The sequence below is a fragment of the Catellatospora paridis genome, from assembly GCF_009720365.1.
In the GTDB taxonomy this organism is placed as follows: domain Bacteria; phylum Actinomycetota; class Actinomycetes; order Mycobacteriales; family Micromonosporaceae; genus Catellatospora; species Catellatospora paridis.
The window spans coordinates 44,220-65,566 of record NZ_WBZD01000048.1 but is presented as its reverse complement, the minus strand read 5'-3'; the positions used below and the strand labels follow the sequence as shown (position 1 = coordinate 65,566).

At 74.5% G+C, this 21,347-nt stretch carries 25 protein-coding genes; 11 read left to right on the top strand and 14 right to left on the bottom strand.

Going from position 1 to position 21,347, the window contains the following annotated elements:
* Positions 1–14: 14 nt before the first annotated feature.
* A complete protein-coding gene (locus tag F9C41_RS40210; protein ID WP_196280166.1) occupies positions 15–797 on the bottom strand; it encodes a zf-HC2 domain-containing protein in 783 nt (260 codons plus the stop codon).
* A 127-nt stretch (positions 798–924) separates the two neighbouring features.
* Here F9C41_RS40210 and F9C41_RS40205 point away from each other — a divergent pair, with 127 nt between their 5' ends.
* Positions 925–1,509 (top strand): sigma-70 family RNA polymerase sigma factor, encoded by a 585-nt coding sequence (locus tag F9C41_RS40205; RefSeq protein WP_155392104.1) that lies wholly within the window; start codon positions 925–927, stop codon positions 1,507–1,509.
* Positions 1,510–1,714: 205 nt separating this feature from the next.
* Here the strand turns inward: F9C41_RS40205 and F9C41_RS40200 are convergent, their stop codons facing one another.
* The 6 genes from F9C41_RS40200 to F9C41_RS40175 all read right to left on the bottom strand — a co-directional run bounded on the left by F9C41_RS40200 (position 1,715) and on the right by F9C41_RS40175 (position 6,716).
* Entirely contained in the window at positions 1,715–2,434 is a 720-nt protein-coding gene (locus F9C41_RS40200) for a YcnI family copper-binding membrane protein (RefSeq protein WP_155392103.1), read from the bottom strand.
* A gap of 320 nt (positions 2,435–2,754) precedes the next feature.
* A complete protein-coding gene (locus tag F9C41_RS41960; RefSeq protein WP_155392102.1) occupies positions 2,755–3,828 on the bottom strand; it encodes a hypothetical protein in 1,074 nt (357 codons plus the stop codon).
* A 112-nt stretch (positions 3,829–3,940) separates the two neighbouring features.
* Positions 3,941–4,777 (bottom strand): PhzF family phenazine biosynthesis protein, encoded by an 837-nt coding sequence (locus F9C41_RS40190; protein ID WP_155392101.1) that lies wholly within the window; start codon positions 4,775–4,777, stop codon positions 3,941–3,943.
* 67 nt (positions 4,778–4,844) lie between these two features.
* On the bottom strand, positions 4,845–5,354 hold the full coding sequence (locus F9C41_RS40185; RefSeq protein WP_155392100.1) for a GNAT family N-acetyltransferase: 510 nt from the start codon (positions 5,352–5,354) through the stop codon (positions 4,845–4,847).
* Positions 5,355–5,399: 45 nt separating this feature from the next.
* A complete protein-coding gene (locus F9C41_RS40180; RefSeq protein ID WP_155392099.1) occupies positions 5,400–5,924 on the bottom strand; it encodes a hypothetical protein in 525 nt (174 codons plus the stop codon).
* Positions 5,925–6,011: 87 nt separating this feature from the next.
* Positions 6,012–6,716 carry a class I SAM-dependent methyltransferase gene (locus F9C41_RS40175; protein ID WP_155392098.1) on the bottom strand — a complete coding sequence of 235 codons (705 nt, stop codon included), beginning with the start codon at positions 6,714–6,716 and terminating at the stop codon, positions 6,012–6,014.
* Between the two features lie 96 nt (positions 6,717–6,812).
* Between F9C41_RS40175 and F9C41_RS40170 the strand changes: the two genes are divergently transcribed.
* The gene (locus F9C41_RS40170) at positions 6,813–7,274 is read left to right on the top strand and encodes a hypothetical protein (RefSeq protein ID WP_155392097.1); all 462 of its coding nucleotides are present in this window, start codon (positions 6,813–6,815) and stop codon (positions 7,272–7,274) included.
* Between the two features lie 6 nt (positions 7,275–7,280).
* Here the strand turns inward: F9C41_RS40170 and trxA are convergent, their stop codons facing one another.
* The 4 genes from trxA to F9C41_RS40150 form a co-directional block, all read right to left on the bottom strand.
* A complete protein-coding gene (trxA, locus tag F9C41_RS40165; protein WP_120315264.1) occupies positions 7,281–7,622 on the bottom strand; it encodes a thioredoxin in 342 nt (113 codons plus the stop codon).
* Entirely contained in the window at positions 7,598–7,984 is a 387-nt protein-coding gene (locus F9C41_RS40160; RefSeq protein WP_155392096.1) for a MerR family transcriptional regulator, read from the bottom strand. Before F9C41_RS40160 ends, trxA begins: the two co-directional genes overlap by 25 nt.
* Before the next feature lie 225 nt (positions 7,985–8,209).
* Complete coding sequence (locus F9C41_RS40155; RefSeq protein WP_155392095.1) at positions 8,210–10,735, bottom strand: ABC transporter permease; 2,526 nt, start codon at positions 10,733–10,735, stop codon at positions 8,210–8,212.
* Positions 10,735–11,532 (bottom strand): ABC transporter ATP-binding protein, encoded by a 798-nt coding sequence (locus F9C41_RS40150; RefSeq protein WP_155392094.1) that lies wholly within the window; start codon positions 11,530–11,532, stop codon positions 10,735–10,737. The genes F9C41_RS40155 and F9C41_RS40150 overlap by 1 nt, the downstream gene beginning before the upstream one ends.
* Before the next feature lie 160 nt (positions 11,533–11,692).
* Between F9C41_RS40150 and F9C41_RS40145 the strand changes: the two genes are divergently transcribed.
* Both F9C41_RS40145 and F9C41_RS40140 read left to right on the top strand, forming a co-directional pair.
* Positions 11,693–12,973 (top strand): sensor histidine kinase, encoded by a 1,281-nt coding sequence (locus F9C41_RS40145; protein ID WP_230690379.1) that lies wholly within the window; start codon positions 11,693–11,695, stop codon positions 12,971–12,973.
* On the top strand, positions 12,970–13,641 hold the full coding sequence (locus tag F9C41_RS40140) for a response regulator (RefSeq protein WP_155392093.1): 672 nt from the start codon (positions 12,970–12,972) through the stop codon (positions 13,639–13,641). Before F9C41_RS40145 ends, F9C41_RS40140 begins: the two co-directional genes overlap by 4 nt.
* 66 nt (positions 13,642–13,707) lie before the next feature.
* On the opposite strand, the gene F9C41_RS40135 is transcribed toward F9C41_RS40140, so the two are convergent.
* Positions 13,708–13,956 carry a CsbD family protein gene (locus F9C41_RS40135; RefSeq protein ID WP_330164812.1) on the bottom strand — a complete coding sequence of 83 codons (249 nt, stop codon included), beginning with the start codon at positions 13,954–13,956 and terminating at the stop codon, positions 13,708–13,710.
* Between the two features lie 179 nt (positions 13,957–14,135).
* On the opposite strand from F9C41_RS40135, the gene F9C41_RS40130 reads away from it, so the two are divergent.
* Positions 14,136–14,408, top strand: a complete 273-nt coding sequence (locus tag F9C41_RS40130) for a hypothetical protein (protein WP_155392092.1) — start codon at positions 14,136–14,138, stop codon at positions 14,406–14,408.
* A 55-nt stretch (positions 14,409–14,463) separates the two neighbouring features.
* A complete protein-coding gene (locus F9C41_RS40125) occupies positions 14,464–15,444 on the top strand; it encodes a carcinine hydrolase/isopenicillin-N N-acyltransferase family protein (RefSeq protein ID WP_155392091.1) in 981 nt (326 codons plus the stop codon).
* Positions 15,445–15,481: 37 nt separating this feature from the next.
* Here F9C41_RS40125 and F9C41_RS40120 read toward each other — a convergent pair whose 3' ends face one another.
* Both F9C41_RS40120 and F9C41_RS40115 read right to left on the bottom strand, forming a co-directional pair.
* Positions 15,482–15,913, bottom strand: coding sequence for a hypothetical protein (locus F9C41_RS40120; protein ID WP_155392090.1), 432 nt, complete (start codon positions 15,911–15,913; stop codon positions 15,482–15,484).
* A 79-nt stretch (positions 15,914–15,992) separates the two neighbouring features.
* A complete protein-coding gene (locus F9C41_RS40115; RefSeq protein WP_155392089.1) occupies positions 15,993–16,619 on the bottom strand; it encodes a pyridoxamine 5'-phosphate oxidase family protein in 627 nt (208 codons plus the stop codon).
* Positions 16,620–16,847: 228 nt separating this feature from the next.
* On the opposite strand from F9C41_RS40115, the gene F9C41_RS40110 reads away from it, so the two are divergent.
* From F9C41_RS40110 to F9C41_RS40090, 5 genes are all read left to right on the top strand, one after another.
* Positions 16,848–17,198 (top strand): STAS domain-containing protein, encoded by a 351-nt coding sequence (locus F9C41_RS40110; protein ID WP_170212919.1) that lies wholly within the window; start codon positions 16,848–16,850, stop codon positions 17,196–17,198.
* A complete protein-coding gene (locus tag F9C41_RS40105; protein WP_155392088.1) occupies positions 17,195–18,643 on the top strand; it encodes a trehalose-6-phosphate synthase in 1,449 nt (482 codons plus the stop codon). Before F9C41_RS40110 ends, F9C41_RS40105 begins: the two co-directional genes overlap by 4 nt.
* A 7-nt stretch (positions 18,644–18,650) precedes the next feature.
* On the top strand, positions 18,651–19,328 hold the full coding sequence (locus F9C41_RS40100) for a response regulator transcription factor (RefSeq protein WP_155392087.1): 678 nt from the start codon (positions 18,651–18,653) through the stop codon (positions 19,326–19,328).
* Positions 19,328–20,689, top strand: a complete 1,362-nt coding sequence (locus tag F9C41_RS40095) for a sensor histidine kinase (RefSeq protein WP_407924787.1) — start codon at positions 19,328–19,330, stop codon at positions 20,687–20,689. The genes F9C41_RS40100 and F9C41_RS40095 overlap by 1 nt, the downstream gene beginning before the upstream one ends.
* An 86-nt stretch (positions 20,690–20,775) precedes the next feature.
* Positions 20,776–21,339: a GerMN domain-containing protein gene (locus F9C41_RS40090; RefSeq protein WP_196280165.1), complete on the top strand. Its 564-nt coding sequence runs from the start codon at positions 20,776–20,778 to the stop codon at positions 21,337–21,339.
* Positions 21,340–21,347 lie beyond the last annotated feature (8 nt).

Sequence of the window (21,347 nt, the reverse complement as noted above, 5' to 3'; positions counted from 1 at the left end):
GACGGGTCCGACAATCACGCCGCGCGGCGCTGCTCCGCGGTCACCGTTCGGGTGACGGCCACCCGGACCGGGAACGGGTACACCGGCGCGAGCGGGCCGTCTCCGTCGTCGCCGCGGCGGATCGACCAGGTCCCCCCGGGACGGGTCGCGCGGGCGGGCGGCTCGTCGCCGCGCAGGCGCGGGTGGTTCAGCGCGAGCAGCAGGCCGTACCCGACGAGCACCAGGCCGTGTGACATGACCCGGCCCGCCTCGACCCGGCCGGCCAGCGCGTCGTTGGCGGTGAGCAGGCTCAGCACGATCACGAACGCGGTCATCACCGGCAGCAGCGCCGCCGGACGGGTACGCCGCCATGCCAGCCAGGCCAGGGCCGCCCCGATCGCCACGTTCCAGGCCGCCGACTCGTGCCACAGGTGGCCCGAGGACACCGACCCGACCGCGCTGTGCGCGTGCCGCTCCGCGGCGGCCAGGCTGCTGATCTGGGCCACGCCGAGCAGGAACTGGCCCAGCCCGACGGCCAGCAGCGCCCGCCGCAGCCAGACCCCGACGTCGAACCGGGCGCGCCGGACCGGCGGGGTCGGCGCCGCGGCCAGCACGGCGGCCAGCGCCTGCTCGCTCAGCGGCGGCACCGGCAGCGCCGCCGCAGTGCGGGCCAGCCGGGTCACCGACTCCGCCCGCTGCCACCAGTCCGCGCACGCGGCACAGTCGTCCACGTGCGCGTCGACCGCCTCGCGTTCACCCGGCTCGTCCGCGCCGTCCAGTCGGGCCGACAGCAGTTCGCGTGCCTGTGTGCACCCCATGCCCACTCCCATGAGACACATTGTCGCCCGTACCCCCGGATTGGTTCCCGGCCATCGCTGTGACCTGCGGCGCTGTCGCACACCGGGGGGATCGCATCGACGGGCGGCGAACGATACGCTACCGGTCATGTCTTACGGCGGTGACGACGAGCGCATCACGGCGCTGGCCCTGGCGGCCCGCGGCGGCGACCGCGCCGCCACCGAGGCGTTCGTGGCGGCGACCCAGCGCGACGTCGTGCGTTTCGTGGCGCACCTGGCCGGGGCCGCCGACGCCGACGACCTCGCGCAGGACACCTACCTGCGGGCGATGCGCGCCCTGCCCGCGTTCGAGGGCCGCTCCTCGGCCCGCACCTGGCTGCTGGCCATCGCCCGGCACACCGTCGTCGACCACCTGCGCGTGCTCGCCCGCCGACCGCGGTCGGCGGACCTGGCCGACTGGGCGGCCGTGGCCGACACCGTCTCGGCCGGCGCGGCCGGGCGCTTCGACGAGCAGATCCTGCTGACCCGGCTGATCGCCGGGCTCGACCCCGACCGGCGGGAGGCGTTCGTCGCCACGCAGGTGCTGGGCCTGTCATACGTCGAGGCCGCCGACGTGATCGGCTGCCCGATCGGCACGATCCGGTCCCGGGTCGCCCGCGCCCGCGACGACCTCGCCGCCGCCCTCGGCGACAGCGCCACCGCGGCGCCCCGGCGCCACCTCCGCGCCATCTGACCTGTCCCACCGCCCCCCGGCGACCGCCACCCGACCCCGGCGGCCGTCGCCGACCCGGCGCTAGCCGATCACGGCAGCAGCCGCCCGTCATGATCGCCGTTTGGTGTCATGATCTGCGGCCGGACCGCAGATCATGACACCAGACGCTGATCTCCATCACCGTGAGCGCCGCTTCCGGCGCTGACCTCTGTTGCGGCGCGGCGGATTAGGGCTGGGCCGTGGGGGTGGGTTTGCGGAGGGCCAGGCCGAGGGCGGCCAGGGCCACCACCAGGGCGGCGATGCTCAGGCCGAGCGGCCAGCCGTTGCCGCCGTCGGTGGACGCCGGGGTGGTGCCGGACGCCGAGTTGCCTCCGGCGGCCGCCGGTGACGCGGCCGCCGCCGGCTTGGGCACGACCTTGAGCACCGGTGCGGGGCGGTCGGCCTCCTCGCCGGGCTTCGGCTCGTCGATCCAGCGCACGACCTCGCCGTCGGAGTACGTCTGCAGCGCCTTGAACACGACCTGGCTGACCTCCGGCACCGGACCGGCGGACACGTCGAACTCCTGGAACTGGCCGGGCTTGACCGCCGACGCGGCGTCCGCCGTCCAGGTGATCTTCGAGGCGGCTTCGGTGATCTCGCTGTCGTGGTTCTTGATCGGCGTGGCCAGCTTGCGCTTCTCGACCACCACCGTCCAACCGGGCGTCGGCTTGATCGAGACGCTGGCGAACGGCGCGTCCTCGGGGAGCGCGACCTCCACCTTCACCGTCGACGCGTTGTCCTTCTCGTTCGGCACCCGGAAGGTCAGCCGGGCGTATCCGCCGACGGTCGCCTCCTTCGGGTTCACGGTCACATGCGCCGCGGCCGGGACGGCCGACAGGCCGATCATCGCCGCCGCCGCGACCGTGACCACTGCGGCCCGCCACCGTGCCCTCGCACCGATCGTCATCTCGCGTCCTTCACCTCGGGGGACCCGGCACGCCGCTCGGCGCGCCCGGCGGCGACAAGGTCACCGCGCGACACAGGTCGCCCCGACCCGCCCGCCGGTTCCCACACGTATGTGTGGACTCTCACCGATTCACCGGGAACTTCCCGTCCACTCCCAGCGACGGGCCACTCCTCCCATGGCCTGGCGGGCACGGCGCCGCCGCGGGTGGCGCGGATCCGGACTGGACACGGCAAGACCGACGCAGTGCCGGCCCGCGGCCGTACACGCAGAAAGGACGCCTCCCACCAGGCGGCGAGGAGGCGTCCTTTCTGCTGCTCAGGTCACCAGGTGAGGCGGGCGTAGCCGTCGGCTCCGGACCGGCCGGTGACGCCGGCGGCGGAGTTGCCGCCCGTCTTGCCGCCGTCCGCGGCGAGGCTGCGGTGGTAGCCCCCGCGACCACCCGCGCCGCCGCGTCCGCCGTTGCCGCCCGCACCACCGGCGCCGCCGACGCCGTGCTCGACGCCGTCCGTCGCGGCACCGCCCGCACCGCCCAGGCCGACCACGGTCGCGCCCGCGCCACCGGCCCCACCGGTGCCGCTGCTCGCGCCGTCGACCCCGGAGCCGCCGGCCGCGCCGTCGCCGCCGCCCTTGCCAGCGGTGCCGACCGCGCCGTCCGTGCCGGTGCACAGGGCCGCCGACAGCACCGCCACCGTGCCGCCCGCGCCGCCGTCACCGGGTGCGCTGCTGCCGATGCCGCCGGGTCGTGTCGTGCCCGGACGGCTGCCGGTCGCGTCCATGCCCCCGGGGCCGCCGTTGGAGAACTCGGGGCTGCCCTGGCCGCCCTCACCGCCCGCGGCCTGGCTCAGCAGCAGCGGTGTGTCGTTGAGCAGCACGCTGACGTCGGTGGTCGCCCCGACCGCACCGTCCGCGCCCGCCTTGGAGATCTGGCCCGGGTTGCCGTTGCCGCCGGGCGAGCTGGGCGCGCCGCCGGTGGCCGCCGCCGCGCCGCGTCCCCCGCTGCCGCCGCGGCCGACCACGATGGACAGTTGCGTCGCGGGAAAGTCCGCGGGCAGTACACATTTGACGTACTGTCCCGCGCCGCCGGAGCCGCCGCCCGCGCCGCCGCCGCCGGAGCTGCCACCGGCCCCGCCGCCACCGCCCCGGCCGAACAGCGACTTGCCGCCGCCACCACCGCCGCCACCGGCTCCACCGCCGTTGCCACCGCCACCGCCGCCGCCCGCGCCCCACAGCTCCAGCGTCACCTCGACACCGGTGGGCACGTCGAACGTGTACGTGCCCGCGGTGTCGTACACCTGCTCACCGGCGAGGGCGGCGCTCCAGGACGGCGCACCGCCCGCCGCCGTTCCGGCGAGCAGCGCCACGGTCAGCGCGGCCACTCGATACGACTTTTTCACTACATGTCACCTTTCCTAGGATCGACCAGATCCTACGGAGGCGACCTCGTCCCGCGTCCCTTCGCCACGCCCGTGACCTGCGAGAACACTCGCCACGAGCGTGTCGCGGCGGCTACATCGCGACGGCCGCGCCGCTGACCGCGATGCCGCTGCCCGGGTCGGGCCCGATCTGGACGGTGAGCACGCTGGGGCGGCCCATGTCGTCGCCCTGGTGGACGGTGACCGTGGCAGGCGGCGCCACCAGACCCAGCTCGCGCAGGTAGCCGCCGAAGGCCGCGGCCGCCGCGCCGGTCGCCGGGTCCTCGACCACGCCGCCCGGCGGGAACGGGTTGCGGGCGTGGAACACATCCGCCGACTCCCGCCACACCAGGTCGACGGTGGTCCAACCGCGCCGCGCCATCAGCGCCCCGAGCACGTCCAGGTCGTAGTCCAGGTCGGACAGCCGCCGCCGGGTCGCGGCGGCGAGAACCGGGTGCCAGACCCCGGCGTACGCCAGCAACGGCGGCAGCGCCGGATCCAGGTCGGCGGCGGACCAGCCCAGCGCGTCCAGCAGCGCGGCGAGATCGGCCTCGGCGAGCGGGGCGGTACGCGGTGCGACGCTGGTCAGCGTGGCCGTGGCGGTGCCGTCGGCGGCCCGGCGGGTGAGCACCTCGACGGTGCCCGCCTTCGTGTCGAAGGTCAGCGGGCCGGCGCCGTGCCGCTCGGCGTACGCCGCCGCGGCCGCGATGGTGGCGTGCCCGCAGAAGTCCACCTCGGCCAGCGGGCTGAAGTAGCGCACCTGGAACCGGCCGCCGCCGCGCGGGACGAGGAACGCCGTCTCGGAGTAGCCGACGTCCGCGGCCACGGCCAGCATGGTCGCGTCGTCGAGCGCGGTCGCGTCGAGCACGACGCCCGCGGGGTTTCCGCCGGCCGGGTCGGCGGTGAACGCCGCATATCGCAAGATCTCCACAGGTCGACCGTACGCACCGCGGCGGCGCTCCCCCACGGCCAATTCGCGGCCGGTGGCTCCGCCGGGTTCAGTCCCGGGGCGGCGAGGCGGCCAGCCGGGCATATTTGATCATCAGCGGGCGCAGACCGCGCTTCTCGTACACCCGCTGCGCGCCGACGTTGGCCGCCAGCGTGCCGATGTACAGGTCACCGATGCCGAGCTCGGCCAGCCGCTCGTCGACGGCGTCGAGCAGCCGGGTGCCGACACCCCGGCCGCGGTGGCTCGCCGCCACGGACAGCGACTCCAGTTCGGCGATCCGGTCGCCGGACACCCAGGTGTCGTCCGGGCCCGCGAACACGTGCACGAAGGCGTAGCCGACCAGCTCCGCGCCGTCCTCGGCCAGCAGCACGAACGACCCCGGCTCGGTGATCCACTGCCGGTACAGGTCGCGGCGCAGCTGCCAGGACCGCTCGTCCGGATACATGGCCAGCTCCGGAGCGACCTCGCGGTGATGGCGGTGCATCGCCAGCCACAGCGGCTCCAGCCCGTCGACGGCCTCCGCGCCGGCCAGCCGGATCGTCAGCCCGTTGTCTTCCATGAACGACAACGCTACCGAAAGAGCGGTCCGCCTCGACGGCTTCGCTCAGGACCGGCCGGTCAGGGCGCAGTTCTTCGCGGCCAGGCCCTCCTGCCACTCCACGTCCGGGCCCTGCGGCTCCGGCAGGTCGTCGCGGCGCTGCTGGCGGGGCTGATCGAGGTACACGGTGGACTCGCCGCGCCAGGTCACGGCCACCACCGGCACCGGCCAGGCGCCGGTCGGCACCCGCCCGCAGTCGGTGACCCGGTATACCAGGGTGATCCGCCCGGACTCGCCCGGCGGCAGCAGCACCGGAACCCCGTCGACCCGCTGCAGCTCGAAACCCGGCCCACTGCGGCCGACCCCGACGAGGGTCACGTCCGTGAAGCCGTCGTTGTGCAAGCCGAACGTGATGCTCGGCGGGTCCCAGCCGTAGCCGTCACCCTTCGACCCGTCCTGCACCAGGTCGGGCGCGCCCAACCGCCAGACACCCCACGCCGCGACCAGGATCAGCGCCACCACCAGCAGCACCATCGGCCGCACCCGGCCCGACGAGGGCCTGCCGGGTGCGGTCACCTCATCGTCCGACATCGGCTCACCATAGCCGCCGCCATCCACGGGGATCGCTTCTCGCGGCCGCCGGGCACCTGGCCGAGCCCTCGATCCGATCACGCGCGATCACCGCTGAGCGACGACGATGTCCGGAACGTCCGCCCCGACCACGACGAACCCGGCCGACGCCAGCTCGGCGTCGAATCCGGACTCCGTGGCGAGGTGGCCGTCGAAGACCTCGGTCTCCGCGCGTACCAGCGCGCCGTCGCGGCTGACCCGGTAGTCGAACCGCCATCGGACCCGGTCCGCGCCGACCGGCGTGGTGGTCACCTCACCGCTGTATAGGTCGCCGCCGAGCCGCCACGACGGCAGGTCGTGGCGCTGCGCGACGGCGCGGCTCGGCGGGCGCTGCACCACCAGCCGGCCGCCGGGCACGAGCGCGGCCGCGAGCGCGCGCAGCGCCGCGGCCCGGTCGGATCGGTCGAGCCCGGCCATGGTGTTCAGGCACCAGCCGAAGTCGGCCACGCCGACCAGACCCAGATCCTGGACGGTGCGGGCGTACACGCGGACCCGGGGCAGCACCTCGGTCTGCCCGGCGAGACGGCTCAGCAGGACGGCCCGCATGCTCGCGGCGGGCTCGACCGCGTGCACGGTCACCGCGCAGCGCCGGGCCAGCACGTTCGTGGCCAGCCCGGTGCCCGCCCCCACGTCCAGCACGCCCACCTCGGGGCGGCCAAGCCACCGGTCCAGCAGCCGCCCGGTGACCGCGAGATCTTCGGTGGCCTGCAGCAGGTCGTAGAACTCCGCGGTGACGGCGTACGCCTGGCCCATCAACCGATCATGTCAAAGCACGCCGTCCGCCCGGTGCGGAACGGGCCACGGCAGACGCGGGCGTCGAAGGTTGCGGACGGCTCCTACGGTGCTGCCATGCTCTGGACACTACGGGTGACCGCCGCCGTGAACGCCGCGTGCGTGCTGCTGACCGCCGCCACGTTCCTGCCCACGACGTCGATCGACTTCGAGACCGTCGTGTCGCTGGCCGGGCCGCTAGGAGTGATCTTCTTGGCGGTCGCGATCGGCGGGACGATGTTCCAGCACGGGATGCCCGACGGCAGCCGGGCGCGGGACCTGTGGCGCTGGATGTTCGCCGGGCTGACCGGCCCGGCCCGGGCGGCGGCCGCGGTCGTGCTCGCAGTCGAGGTCGGGGTTGCGCTGCACGCCCAGTTCATGGCGACCGGCGGCGACGAACTGGGCGTCGCGGGGGCCGTGGACCCGGTCACCACGTACACCCGCGGGGTGCTGGCGCTCAGCAGCTTCCTGCTGACGGTCGCGGTCCTGATCATCGCGGCCGGGCGGCGGGCCGCGGCGGCGAAGGCCGCCGCGGCCTGAGCCGGCTCAGCCCGCGATGCCGGTCTCCAGGAACTGGCGCAGGGCCATCTTCGGGCGGTTGCCGACCGCGCTGGCGACGACCTCGCCGCCGCGGAACACGATCAGCGTCGGCATCGACATCACCTTGTACGCCCGCGCCGTCTCCGGGTTCGCGTCCGCGTCGAGCTTCGCGATGACCAGCCGGTCGCCGAACTCCTCGGACAGCTCGTTCAGCGAGCGCTCCAGCACCTTGCAGGGCGCGCACCACTCCGCCCAGAAGTCGACCACCACGGGCCGCTCCGACTTCAGCACGACGTCGACGAACGTGGCGTCGGTGACCTCGACTAGGGGGCCGTTCTTCTCAGGCATGTCTTCTCCCGGTGGGCGATGGCTTCGGTGAGCTGGTGGTGGAGCTGGTCACGGACGGCGTCGAGCCGGTCGCGGCAGGCGTCGACCTCGGCGAGCTTGCGCCGCAGCACGGCGACCGAGTCGGGACACACGTCGCCGGTCGCATGCCCGGCCCGCAGGCACGCCACGAACGGGCGGATGTCGTCGAGGTCGAACCCGACCGCGAGCAGGGACCGGATCTCGTGCACGACCCGCAGTTCGGCCTCGTCGAACGCACGGTATCCGTTGGTCGCGCGCCGCGACCGGATCAGGCCGTGCTGCTCGTAGTACCGCAGCGTGCGGGTGCTGGTGCCGGCGCGTTGCGCCAGCTCGCCGATGCGCATCCGAGTCCTCCTCCCTGTCCCCCGCAACGCTAAACGTTGCCGCCGGTGTCAAGGCAAGCGTGGCGCCGGTCACGCCCCGCCTCCGGGGCCGTGGGCGACCCGGCTTGAAATAGACATTGGCCTATCTAGATGAAAAAATCGACATCACAGTCATCCAGATAGGCCAACGTCTATCAAAGGCCCGGCCCGGTGCTGCGACTCGCGGAACCGGGCCGGGACCGCGGATCACTCGGTGGCGATCGCCGCCAGGATGTCGGCGCGGGCGGCGCGGCGGGCCGGCCACAGCGCGGCCAGCACCCCGACCAGGCCCATCCCGGCCAGCGCCACCAGGGCCGTCAGCCACGGCACCGACATGCCGAACACCGGGTTGGCCAGGATGACGTACTGCATCACCCCGCCCAGCAGCACGCCCACCGCGATGCCGAGCACGCCGCCGTACAGCGAGATCACCACGCTCTCCCGGCGCACCGTGCGGCGCACCAGCGCCCGCGACGCGCCCAGCGCCCGGAACACGCCCAGCTCGCGGGTCCGCTCCAGCACCGACAGCGCCAGCGTGTTGACCACCCCGAACACCGCGATCACCACGGCCGCGCCGAGCAGCACGTAGACCAGCCCCAACACCAGCTGGTACGGCTCCAGCAGGTCGTCGAGCAGTTCGTCCCGGTCCTGCACCAGCACGTCGGGCCGGGACGCGAACGCCTTCTCCAACGCGCCGCGCAGAGTCGAGGCGTCCGCGCCGACGGCGTACATGGAGTCGCCCTGCCGGTACACGCCCGCGGGCACGAGCGCGTCGTCGATCAGCTGCCCGCGCAGCAGGTCACTGCCCTCGTGCACGCCGGCGACGGTCGCCGGCACCTCGACCGGCGCAGCCTTCCCCGCCTCCCCGATGACCGGGAACCGGAGCCGGACCTGGTCCCCGGGCTGCACGCCCAGCGCCGTGGCGACCCGCTCGGCCAGCAGCACCCCGCGTCGCAGATCGGAGCCGCCCGCGAGGACACGGGGGCGGATCGCCGAACCGACGGCGGCCGGGTCGAGGCTGGTGAACTCGGTGTCCTGCGACGAACCCCGCGCCGAGATCACCTCCACGCCGCCGGAACGCGGCGCGGCCAGCGCGGTCACCCCGGGTGCCGCGGTCGCGGCGGCGCGGGCCGTGTCGTCGAGGTAGCCGAACGCCGCGGCGCGCAGCACCACCGCGTTCTCGGGCACCGTCGAGCGCACCTGCTCGGTGATGTCGGCGCTGAGCGTCTGCCCCACCGTCGCGAACGCGCACACCAGCGACAGCCCGATCATCAGCGCGGACGACGTCGCCGCGGTGCGGCGCGGGTCGCGTACCGCGTTGCGCAGCGCGATGCGGGTGACCGGCCGCGGCGCGCGCAGCAGCCGGGTCAGCGGGCCGAGCACCGCCGACACCAGGATCGGCGCGGTGAGCAGCACCCCGACCCAGGCCAGCACCGCCCCGGCCATGGCCAGCATGCGCTTGGGCTCGGTCAGGTCCTCGGGCGAGGTCACCGCGACCATGGCCGCCCCGGCGGCGACGGCCAGCAGGCCGAGCACGCTGCGCAGCACCAGTGAGCGCCGCGGCACGGCCGCGTCGGTGCGCAGCGCCGCCATCGGCGACACCCGCGCCGCCCGGCGCGCCGACCCGTACGCCGCGACCATCGTCACCACCACGCCGACCGCGTACCCGAGCAGCACCGCCCACGGCGACACCACGTAGGCGACGTCGCCGACCACCGGTAACAGCCGCATCGCCAGCAGGCCCAGCCCGACGCCGAACGCGACGCCGACCGTCGAACCGACCAGGCCCAGCACGACGGCCTCGGTCAGCACGGCCCGGCGCACCTGCCGCCGTCGCGCCCCGACCGCCCGCAGCAGCGCGAACTGCCGGGTGCGCTGGGTCACCAGCATGGTGAAGGTGTTCGCGATGACGAACACGCCCGCCATCAGCGCCACCGCCGCGAACGCCAGCAGCGCCTTGCGGATCACGTCGCCGTCGGCGGCCGCGTCCTTGGCCCGCTGCTCGCGAAGCTCGCTGCCCGAGTCGATCCAGTAGCCCGCGCCGAGATCGGCCTCGACGGCCGCGACGACCGCCCGCTCGTCGGGCCCGGACAGCTCGACCTGCGCGAAGCCCGGCTCCGCGGTCGGCGTGGCGTCGGGGTCGCGCAGCAGCCGGGTCGCGGTGTCCGCGTCGTACACCACGGCCGGGTCGAACCCCCAGCCGGTCGCCCGGTAGCTGAACACGCCGACGACGGTGGCGGTGTCGGACCGGTCGCCGCCGAGCAGCACCCGCGCGGAGTCGCCGACCGACAGCCCGGCCTCGGCGGCGGCCTGCTGCTCCAGCGCGACCTCCCCGGCGCGCTGCGGTCCGCGGCCGTCGATGAGCGCGAACCGCTGGGAGTCGTCCCAGTCGGTGCCGGCGGTCTTCGCCCAGGACGTGGTCCCGATCTTGCCGCTGGCCCCGACCAGGGCCGCGTAGCCGGCGCGCACTCCCTCGGCCCGGGTGACCCCGGGCAGCCGGGCGAGCCGGTCGAGGACGTCGGCGGAGATCTCCGCGTCCGCCGGGCCCGTCGGCTTGGCCCGCACGAGCGCGCCCAGGTCGGTGCGGGACGAGCCGCTGCTGACCGTGGCCGCGGCGGAGTCCGACACCACCCAGGTGGCGACCACGAAGGCCACCCCGAGCACGATCGCGGCCAGGGTCATCGCGACCCGGCCCAGGTGTGCGCGCAGGTCGCGCAGCATCGCCCGCAGCATCAGGCACCCGCCCCGACGGCTGTACGGGCGCCGCGCGCGACGGACTCCAGCGAGCGGATCCGGTCGAGCACCCGGTCGGCGGAGGGTTCGCGCAGCTCGTCGACGATCTTCCCGTCGGCCAGGAACAGCACCCGGTCGGCGTACGACGCCGCGACCGGGTCGTGGGTGACCATGACCACGGTCTGCGCCAGCTCGTCGACGCTGCGGCGCAGGAAGCCGAGCACCTCCGCGCCCGCCCGGGAGTCCAGCGCCCCGGTCGGCTCGTCGGCGAAGACCACGTCCGGGCGGCTGATCAGCGCCCGGGCGCAGGCCACCCGCTGCTGCTGGCCGCCGGAGAGCTGGGCGGGACGGTGGTGCAGCCGGTCGCGCAGCCCGACGGCGTCGATCACGGTGTCGGCGAAGGCCTGGTCGGGCCGCCGCCCGGCGAGGTCCAGCGGCAGGGTGATGTTCTCCCACGCGGTCAGCGTCGGCAGCAGGTTGAACGCCTGGAACACGAAACCCATCCGGTCGCGGCGCAGCGCCGTCAGCGCGTCGTCGCGCAGGCCGCTCAGCTCGACCCGGTCGGCGTCGCCGTGGCGCGAGCCGTCCAGCCACACCCGTCCGGCGGTCGGCGTGTCCAGGCCCGCCAGGCAGTGCATCAGGGTGGACTTGCCGGACCCGGACGGGCCCATGATCGCGGTGAGCTCGCCGCGGCCGAAGGCCACCGTCACCGTGTCCAGTGCGGTCACCTGCGCGTCGCCCGAGCCGTACCGTTTGGTGAGGTCTTCCGCGCTCACCGCGGCGTCGAAGTTCGTCATGACCGACACGCTGCCGCCCGGCCGCGGCCGTGCACTCGGGCAGGAGTAGATCACGACCCACTACTTAAGTAGCAGGACGCGGCGACGGAAGTAGTGGCCGCCACGGCGGCACACCTGCCTAAGCTCGTCACCGACACGGCGGCGAACGGGAGGTGGGCACGTGGAGCACAGCGCGGCACGGGTGCCCGGCCTGCCGTCGTGGCTGCAGCCGTCGAGCCGGCTGCGCCGGTTCGCGCACTGGCTGTACCCGTTCGCGCTCGGCTGCGGGGTGACGACCCTCTCGTTCGTCTCGCCGTGGCGGCCGCCGATCTTCCTCTTCGACGGCATGTCCGCCGACCCGCCCTGGGCGCTGGTCGCGCTGGCGATGCTGGCCGCCGGGGTCAGCGCCATGTTCATCCGGCGGGCGCGCTGGCCGCTGTTCGTCGTCTCGCTCCTGGCATGGCTGGGGCTGACCATGATGGCCGCGGTGTTCGTCGCCGCCTACTACGCGGGCGCGGGTCGCCCCGGCCGCCCGCACGACCCCGGCCGCGCCTGGCCGTACTTCCTGGTCGCGAGCACCCTCGTCGGGTTGCCGGTCGGCTGGAGCGCGGTGCACGGCGACCTGCTGTACGAGGGCATGACCGGCGGCGTCATCGTCGGCGGCACTTTCACCGCCCTGTTCTGGGTGGGTATGACCGTCGGGCTGCCGTTCGTCTTCGGGCTGTGGGTGCGCGCCCGCCGCCAGGTCCTGGAGCAGCTGCGCGACCGGGCCGAGCGGCTCGAACGCGAGCAGCACGAGCGCGCCGAGCGGGCCCGGTCCGAGGAGCGGCGGCGCATCGCCCGCGAGATGCACGACGTGGTGGCGCACCGGGTCGCGCTGATGGTGCTGCACGCCGGGGCGCTGGAGGTCAGCACAGCGGACCCGCGCACCGCCGAGGAGGCCGCCTTGATCCGCACCACCGGCCGGGAGGCGATGCAGGAACTGCGCGAGGTGCTCGGCATGCTGCGCGCGCCCGACCTGGCCGACGGCACGGTGCCGGAACTCGCGCCGCAGCCGACGCTGGCCGACCTGGACCGGCTGCTGGACGCCAGCCGTGCCGCCGGGCTGCCGGTACGCCGCGTCGACGAGGGGCAGCCGCGGGAGGTGCCCCTGTCCGCGCAGCGCACGGCATACCGGGTGGTGCAGGAGGCGCTGACCAACGTGGCCAAGCACGCGGGGGCCGTGCCGACCACGGTCACGCTGCGCCACGAACCGCACGGGCTGACCGTGTCGGTGGACAACGCGCCGCCGCCGCAACCGGCCCCGCCGGTGCCGGACAGCGGGCTGGGCCTGGTCGGGCTCGCCGAGCGGGTCGCCCTGGCCGGCGGCTCGGTGCAGGCGCGGCCGCGGCTGGACGGCGGGTTCACGGTGCACGCGCGCATCCCGGCCGACCCGCCGGAGATCCGGGCGGTGCCCGCGTGATCCGGGTGCTGATCGTCGACGACGAGGCGCTGGTGCGCTCCGGGCTGCGGATGATTCTGGAGGCGGCCGGTGACATCGCCGTCGTCGCCGAGGCCCGCGACGGCGCCGAGGCGGTGGAGGCCGCCCGGCGGCACCGGCCCGAGGTGGTGCTGATGGACGTACGCATGCCGGGCACCGACGGGCTGACCGGCGCGGCCGCGGTCGCCCGGCTGCCCGACCCGCCCCGCGTGATCATGCTGACCACGTTCGACCAGGACGAGTACGTGCACGGCGCGCTGCGCGCCGGCGCGGTCGGCTTCCTGCTCAAGGACACCCCGCCGCGCGACCTCGCGGAAGCGGTGCGCACCGTCGCGGCCGGCAACGCGATGCTCGCCCCTACGGTCACCCGCCGCCTGATCAGCTCGTTCGCCGAGCGCGGGCCGTCGGTGGCCGACCAGGCCCGAGCGCGCCTGGCGGTGCTCACCGACCGCGAGCGCGAGGTGGTGCGCGCGGTCGCCCGCGGCCTGTCGAACGCCGACATCGCCCGCGAGCTGGACATGGCCGAGGCGACGGTGAAGGCGCACGTCAGCCGGGCGCTGGCCAAGCTCGGCCTGACCAACCGGGTGCAGGCGGCGATCCTGGTCCACGACGCCCGCCTCGACGACTCCCCCGGCCCACCGGCGGCCTGACCCGGGCGGCGGCACGAGGCGGGCCGGCCTCCACGGGGAGACCGGCCCGCCTCGGATCAGCCGAGATCAGTTCTTGGCGTCGTCGCGCGTGCCGTCACGCTCGTCGTCGCGGCCGCGCACGGCGTCGCGCACATCGTCGGCGGCCTTGCCGGCCGCGGCCTTCGCCTGGTCGGCGATGCCCTCGGCCTGCAGGCTGTGGTTGTCGGTCGCGTCGCCGACGCGCTCCTTCACCTTGCCCTTGAGGCTCTGGAGATGGTGCTTGGCAGAATCGACCGTACCCATCGGAACATCCCTTCGTAGCTGGTCGTGCTTCATCGATCTGCCCCACTGGCGGCCACGGCAAACCCGGGAGCGACCAGGTCACAGCCGAGACGGCGCGATGTTCGCCGAACCGTGACGTACGCGACTACGGGAAGTAATAACGGCTCACTCACGTTTGTCGTTGGTGCGGTGAGGACATGGCTCACACGGTGGATTCGGGAGGGGTGGGACCCATGACGGCGACGGACGTGATGCTGGGCGGCACACTGGCCGGGGCATACCTCCTGCTGCTGGCCCTGCGCCGGCGAGCCGCCGCCCGCAAGCGCCGGACCGAGCGGGCCCTGTCCGCCACGCGCCTTCCCGCACGGGCCTTCATCCGCTCCGCCCGGCGTCCGGTCCGGGTGCTGCGCACGGGGCTGCGCCACCACGCCGACCGGGTGCTGCGCCCGCGCCGCTCGCGGCGGCGGCTGCCGGTGCGCCCCGCCAACCGCAACGCCCTCGCCTGAGGCACCCCCGATCCGGCCCCTGTCCCATCGACGCCGACCGTGCCACTGTGGAGCCATGAGACGGTTCGGGTTCGCGCTGCTGCTCGTCCTGGCCTCGTGCACCCCCGCACCGTCGTCCCCGCCCGCGCCGGGCGCGGCGTCACGGCAGTCGGCCGCCGAGGCGGACGCCACGCTGGCCAGCCTGCGGCGCGTCGACGACCTGCCGCTGTACGAGATGACCTACACCGGCGACTACGACACCTCGGCACCCGGCCCGCAGCCGACGGCCGCGACGCCGTTCGGGTGCTCGCTGTTCGCCGCCTTCGGCGACCCGGCCCGGCCAATGTTCGGGCGCAACTTCGACTGGGACCCGAACCCGGCGCTGGTGCTGCGGGCCGACCCGCCGGACGGGTACGCCTCGATCTCCCTGGTCGACCTGCGCTACCTGGGACTGACCGCCGCCGACGACCCGCAGGGCGACCGCCGCCTGCTCGACGCACCGCTGCTGCCGTTCGACGGGCTCAATGAGCGCGGGCTGGCCGTGGGCATGGCCGCCGACGAGGGCGCATCCGCCACGCCCGACCCGGCCAAACCGACCGTGGGCAGCGTACGCATCCTGCGCCTGGTCCTGGACCAGGCGGCCACGGTCGACGAGGCGCTGGCCGTGTTCGACCGGCACAACATCGACTTCACCGGCGGTCCGCCGCTGCACTACCTGCTCGCGGACGCCTCGGGCGCGTCGGCGCTGGTCGAGTTCACCGCCGGACGGCAGCAGGTCGAGCGCCGCACCGGCCCGTGGCAGGCGCTGACGAACGTCCCGCTCATCGGCGTCGGCGAGCAGGAGCGGCGTCATGACCAGCGCTACCGCATCCTCACCGACTCGCTCGGCCGCTCCGGCGGCACGGTGACCGAGGTGGACGCGATGGGCCTGCTGCGGGCGGTGTCCCAGTCGAACACCCGCTGGTCGGTGACGTACGAGCTGGGCACCGGTCAGCTGCGGCTGGTGACCGGCCGGCACTGGCAGAGCGTGCACACGTTCCGCCTCGCGCCCGGCTGAGCGACGGCCTCCGGGGCGGCTCGGCCGGGTCCGTGGCTCAGTCCCGGGGCAGCCGGGGGCGCGGGATGGGCTGCAGGAACGGCTGGCGCTGGTTGCGCAGCACCTCCGGCACGAGCCAGGTGGCGCCGCTGGCCAGCACGGTCACCATCAGCGGCACGGCGAGGTACGGGATGCCCGACAGCAGCACCACCAGCCCGCCCCCGACGAGGTAGGCGACGATCGTGCCGAACCGGCGCTGCCGGACCTCCGCCGGCTCACCGCGCTCGGCGACCCACCACTTCGGCGGCTCGGCCCGGCGGCGACGGATCTCCCCCTGCACGGCGCGGTTGGCCGCCTCCCACACGTTGCGGCGGTAGTCGTAGTCCTCGGCATCGAAGTCATCCGGGAAGTGCCTGCGCAGCACGATCAAGCGCAGGTAGAGCGTCTCGTCGGGCACCTGGCGCAAGTCGTGGAGCGGCAAGCCTGACATGTCCGACACCTCCCATTCGGGGATCGGCCCTGACGCTACCTGCCTGCTCACCCGGCCGATATCACCCGCCGGGCGTATTTCAGCTGTAGATCTTCTCCTCGTAGCCGGGCCCGTAGTGGGCCTCCAGCTCCTCAATGGACTGGTGCGGACGCTCGAAGGTCCGCGCGAGCTGCGGCCGCGACGGGACCGCGTCCGGCTGCCAGCCCTCGGGCTTCCACAACGCCGAACGCAGGAACGACTTCGAGCAGTGATAGAACACCTCTTCGATCGACACGATCACGGCCAGCTGCGGCCGGTGGCCCTTGACCACCATGTCGTCGAAGAACGGAGCGTCGGAGACCAGCTCCGCGTGCCCGTTGATGCGCAGCGTGTCCGTCCGGCCCGGGATCACGTACAGCAGGCCGACCTGCGGGTTCGACAGGATGTTGAAGAACCCGTCGGCGCGCCGGTTGCCCGGACGCTCCGGGATCGCGATGGTGGTGTCGTCGAGCACCAGCGTGAAGCCGGCCGGATCGCCCTTGGGCGACACGTCGCAGCTGCCGTCGGCGTGCGCGGTGGCCACGAGGCAGAACGGCGACGCGGCCAGCCACGTCCGGTCGTGCTCGTGCAGGCTGGTGCGGGTCTTGCCGGCGGCCGCCGCGGTGGGCTCCCCCAGCAGCGCGCGCAGCTGTTCCGGTGTCGTGATCCGATGCGGACTCGCGCTCATGATCAGGTCCTCCCCGTCGGCGATCCTGGTCAGCAGCCTACTCGGCAGGCGGCACAGCCCCCGCCCCGCGCCGTCGCGGTCCGGTCCGGACCTCCAACCTGACCGCCCGGACGGCCGGAACACCGAGTCCTGACACGAAACAGCGGAACTGTCACACAACTGTCACAGTTCCGCCGGATGATCGCCGTACCGGCGGGTAAGGCTCGGGGTCCATTCCAGGAGGTGACGGTGGACGACGTGGTCCCCGCCGGCGCGACGCAGGTCGTGCCGTTGGTCGAGGTGCAGGTACGCGGCGATCTGGACGTGCGGTCCGCGCCGAGCGTGAACGACGTGCTGGAGGAGGCCCTGGCGCTGCACCCGCGCCAGCTCGTCATCGACCTCGCCGACTGCGAGCTGATCGACGCGGCCGGCATCCTGCTGCTGCTGGACACCCACCGCCGGGCCATGCGCGACGGCGGCACCGTCGCGCTGCGCTCGCCGTCCGCGCGGGCGCGGCGCAACCTGAAGCTGGCCCGCGTCGACCGGGTGCTGCAGGTGCTCAACCCGGAGCCCGAACCGCCGCGGCAGGTGACACCGTGAGCCGCGGGCGACGGTACGGCCTGGTCGTGGCCACGGACCGCCTGCCCGCAGCCGATCCCGACGACAGCCGCGACCACGTCGACGCCGCGCTGGCGTCGCTGCGGCCGCTCGTCGCGGGCAGGTCCGGGGCGTGGGCGCCCGCCGGCGGCGAGGGCTCCGGCGACGGCGTGCTCGGCGTTAACCCGCCCGCGCGGGCCGACGCCGCCGCGCTCGGCGCGAGCCTGCTCCGCTCCCTGTGCCACCACCAGCCCGTCGACTTCCCGAGCGGCTGGTTCGAGAGCTACCTGGCGGTCAACCGCCGGGTCGCCGCCGCCGTGGCCGCGTCGGCGTCGGCCTCGGCGACGGTGTGGACCCACGGCCACCAGCTGCAGCTGCTCCCGCGCATGCTGCGCCGGATGCGTCCGGACCTGACCGTCGTCGCGCACCTGCACAGCACGTTCCCGCCCGCGGAGTCGTTCGCCCGGCTGCCCGAGCACCGGGCACTGCTGTCCGGGCTGCTCGGGGCGGACGTGATCGCGCTGCCGCACCACCGCGCCGTGGACAACCTGCTGGACCTCGCCGAGCGGGTGCACGGCCTGCCGGTGCGCGACGGCCGCATCACGCTCGGACACCGGGCACTGCGGGTCATCGCGTATCCCCTGCCCCCCGACACCGCGGGAGCCCGGCGGCTGGGCCGGCTGGCCCCGGTCCGGGCGGCCGGCGGGCGGGTCCGCGAGGCGATGCGAGTGACCGGGACGGTGCTGCTGTCGGTCGCCGGGTGGGATCCCGCGGACGCCGTCGAGCAGCGGCTGCACGCCTTCGAACGGTTCCTCGCCGAGCACCGGCCCGCCCCGGGCGAGGTCGCGCTGCTGCACGTGGCCTGCGGCGATCCGCGCACCCCGGCCGAGGACGCGCAGCGCGAACGCGTCGACCGGCTCATCGCGAAGATCAACGGAACGCACGCCAGCGTCGGGCAGGCGGTCGTCCACTACGTACGCGCCGAGCCCGACCGCCGCGACCTGGCCGCGCTGTACCTGGCCTGCGACGGCATGCTGGTCACGCCGACCCACCACGGCACCGTGACGGCCGCGCACGAGTTCATCGCGGCCCGCGGCGAGCTCGGCGCGACGGTCGTGGTCAGCGAGCTGACCAGCGGTGTCACCGACCTGCCGGGCGCGATCGCGGTCAACCCGCACGACACCGGCTCCTTCGCCGACGCCATCGCGCAGGCCACGGGCCGCTACGGGCCGGCCCCGCGGGCCCGGCACGCCGACGCCCCGCCCGCGCTCGACGGCTGGGCCGAACACCTGATCACCGCGATGGGGACGCGCGGTGTCGGCGTGGCGGCGACGCCGGAGCGGCGCGCCCGGCGGCTGCCCGCGGGCGGTCACGCCCGGCACACCCGGCCCGGCGGGTACGAGGTCGGCGGGCCGCCACTGGCCGCACGGCGGGTTGTTGGGCGATGATGCGGCCATGGTTGCCGTACTGGTCATCGAGGACGACGACCGCATCCGCCTGTCATTGACCCTGGCGCTGGAGGATGAGGGCTACACCGTCTCCTCCGCCGCGACCGCCGAGGAGGGGCTGGTCCGCCAGCGCCGCGAGCCCGCCGACACCGTGCTCGTGGACCTGATGCTGCCCGGCATCGACGGGTTCGAGTGCATCCGCGAGCTGCGCCGGGCCGACGACGTGCCGATCGTGGTGGTCAGCGCCCGCGACGACACGCACGACATCGTCGCCGCGCTGGAGGCCGGCGCCGACGACTACGTCGTCAAGCCGATCGCGGTCAAGGAGCTCACCGCCCGGCTGCGGGCGTTGCGGCGGCGGGCCCGCGCGGCGACCGCGCCCGGCCCCCGCACCTCCGTGGTCGGCGAGCTGGAGATCCGGCCCCAGGCCGGGGAGGTGCTGCTGCGCGGCAACCAGGTGGCGCTGACCCGCACCGAGTTCCGGCTGCTGTGCGAGCTGGCCGAGCACGCCGGCCAGGTGCTGTCGCGCCAGCAGCTGCTGGAGCGGGTGTGGGAGTACGACTTCGGCGACGAGCGTTTGGTCGACGTGCACATCGGACGGCTGCGCCAGAAGGTCGAGGACGACCCCGGCGCCCCGGCCCGGCTGGTGACCGTCCGCGGCCTCGGCTACAAGCTGCAGAGATGATCCGCAAACCGGGGCTGCGGGCGCGGGTGACGGCGGGCTTCGCCGTCGGCGCGCTGGGCGTGTCCACCGTCATGGGCGCGCTGTCCTACCAGCTCACCGAGCGGTTCCTGCTGGCCCAGCGGGAGGACTCGGCGGTGCGCGCCGTGTCGCTGGACGCGGCGATCGTCGCGTCCGGCCTCGACGCCGACTCCCCCGACGCGCTGACCGCGCTCAGCACCCTGAACACCGGCGCGGACCGGCGCGCGTTCCTGCGCCGCGAGGGCCGCTGGTTCTCCGCCCAGGTGGACACCGCCAACACCGCCGCCGAGATCCCCGACGGCCTGGTACGGCTGGCCGACCAGGGCGAGCCGGGCATCCAGCGGGTACGCGTCGACGGCGTGCCCGCCATGGTGATCGCGGTGCCGCTCGGCGACGGCACGTCCCTCTACGAGGTCGACTTCATGCGCGAGCTGGACCGCTCGCTGAAGGTGCTCGCACTGGTGCTGACGCTCGTCGCGATCGGCACCGCCGGGGCCGGGGCGCTGCTGGGCTCGTACGCGGCCCGGCGGGTGCTGCGCCCGCTCACCTCGGTCGCCAACGCCGCCAGCGAGATCGCCGCCGGTGACCACAGTGCCCGGCTCGACCCCGCCGCCGAACCCGAACTGGCCCGGCTGACCACCTCGTTCAACCTGATGGTCGACCAGCTGTCGCGGCGCATGGACCGCGACCGCCGGTTCGCCGCCGACGTCAGCCACGAGCTGCGCTCACCGCTGCAGACCCTGTCCGCGGCCGCGAGCGTGCTGGCCCGCCGGCGCGCGCACCTCGACCCGCGTACGGCGACCGCCGCGGCGCTGCTCACCGATGAGGTCGAGCGGTTCCAGGCCCTGGTCACCGACCTGATCGAGCTGTCGCGCAGCGACCAGGCCGCCGACCGCGCCTCGGTCGACGTGCCCGCGCTGGCCCGCCGCCTGTGCCGGGCCCGCGGACTCGGCGTGAACCTGGTGTCGGTGGCCCCGGGCAGTGACGCGATCTGGCAGGTCGACCGGCGGCGCTTCGAGCAGATCCTGGTCAACCTCATCGACAACGCGCAAAGCCACGGCGGCGGCGCGGTGGCGGTGCGCCTGGGCGGCCGCCGGATGATCGGGTACTACGTCGAGGTCGACGACGAGGGGCCCGGCGTCAGCCCGGCCGACCGCGAGTCGATCTTCGACCGGTTCGTACGCGGGCGCACCGCCGGGGCCCGCGGTGACAGCGAAGGCACCGGCCTCGGGTTGTCCCTGGTCGCCCAGCACGTGCAGGCGCACGGCGGCCGGGTGCACGTGACCGACCGCCCCGGCGGCGGTGCCCGCTTCCGTATCGACCTGCCGAGGGTCGCCTCGTGATCCGCCGCGCTCAGGCTCGCCCGCCGATGCCGCCGTCTGCGAGGTCCGTCCCGGTGCTGCCGTCGTCCCTGCGGAGGCCGCGGCGGGTGCTGCGGTCACTGCTGATGCTGCCGCCACTGGTGGCGCTGCTGGTCGCCGGGTGCGGGGTGCCAGTCGAGGACACCCCGCGCGTCATCGAGGTCGGCACGCCGTCGCGCATGGCGACGGGGGCTCCGTCGGCCGCCGCGTCCGGCCCCGCCGCCGAGAGCCTGTACCTGATCCGTGACGGCTCGCTGGTTGCCGTGCAGCGGCGGCTGCCCACCGAACCCGACCCGCAGCACCTGCTCGGCGACCTGCTGGCCGGGCCGACCGAGGCGGAGCAGGACCGCGGCCTCGGCACCGCCCTCGGCGGCCGCGGCGTCATCGCGTCGGTGCAGTTGCTCGACGACATCGCGCACGTCGAGCTGCCGGCGGGCATCGAGAGCACCGGACGCAACGACGACGTGCTGGCCTTCGGCCAGATCGTGTGCACGCTGACCAGCCGCGCCGGCATCACCGGTGTGGTGTTCACCCAGCAGGGCGCGCGCATCGGCGTGCCGCTGCCGGACGCCTCGCTGAGCCAGGAGCCGCTGCGCGCCGCCGACTACGCCGCGCTGATCGCCAACGGCTGAGCGCCCCG

Coding starts and splice junctions, on each gene's coding strand:
- F9C41_RS40205 (WP_155392104.1), top strand. CDS start 925: ATGTCTTACGGCGGTGACGACGAGCGCATCACGGCGCTGGCCCTGGCG.
- F9C41_RS40185 (WP_155392100.1), bottom strand. CDS start 5,354: ATGGAAGACAACGGGCTGACGATCCGGCTGGCCGGCGCGGAGGCCGTC.
- F9C41_RS40200 (WP_155392103.1), bottom strand. CDS start 2,434: ATGACGATCGGTGCGAGGGCACGGTGGCGGGCCGCAGTGGTCACGGTC.
- F9C41_RS40170 (WP_155392097.1), top strand. CDS start 6,813: ATGCTCTGGACACTACGGGTGACCGCCGCCGTGAACGCCGCGTGCGTG.
- F9C41_RS40210 (WP_196280166.1), bottom strand. CDS start 797: ATGGGGTGCACACAGGCACGCGAACTGCTGTCGGCCCGACTGGACGGC.
- F9C41_RS40125 (WP_155392091.1), top strand. CDS start 14,464: ATGAGACGGTTCGGGTTCGCGCTGCTGCTCGTCCTGGCCTCGTGCACC.
- F9C41_RS40150 (WP_155392094.1), bottom strand. CDS start 11,532: ATGACGAACTTCGACGCCGCGGTGAGCGCGGAAGACCTCACCAAACGG.
- trxA (WP_120315264.1), bottom strand. CDS start 7,622: ATGCCTGAGAAGAACGGCCCCCTAGTCGAGGTCACCGACGCCACGTTC.
- F9C41_RS40180 (WP_155392099.1), bottom strand. CDS start 5,924: ATGTCGGACGATGAGGTGACCGCACCCGGCAGGCCCTCGTCGGGCCGG.
- F9C41_RS40155 (WP_155392095.1), bottom strand. CDS start 10,735: ATGCTGCGGGCGATGCTGCGCGACCTGCGCGCACACCTGGGCCGGGTC.
- F9C41_RS40130 (WP_155392092.1), top strand. CDS start 14,136: ATGACGGCGACGGACGTGATGCTGGGCGGCACACTGGCCGGGGCATAC.
- F9C41_RS40135 (WP_330164812.1), bottom strand. CDS start 13,956: ATGAAGCACGACCAGCTACGAAGGGATGTTCCGATGGGTACGGTCGAT.
- F9C41_RS40120 (WP_155392090.1), bottom strand. CDS start 15,913: ATGTCAGGCTTGCCGCTCCACGACTTGCGCCAGGTGCCCGACGAGACG.
- F9C41_RS40100 (WP_155392087.1), top strand. CDS start 18,651: ATGGTTGCCGTACTGGTCATCGAGGACGACGACCGCATCCGCCTGTCA.
- F9C41_RS40175 (WP_155392098.1), bottom strand. CDS start 6,716: ATGGGCCAGGCGTACGCCGTCACCGCGGAGTTCTACGACCTGCTGCAG.
- F9C41_RS40160 (WP_155392096.1), bottom strand. CDS start 7,984: ATGCGCATCGGCGAGCTGGCGCAACGCGCCGGCACCAGCACCCGCACG.
- F9C41_RS40115 (WP_155392089.1), bottom strand. CDS start 16,619: ATGAGCGCGAGTCCGCATCGGATCACGACACCGGAACAGCTGCGCGCG.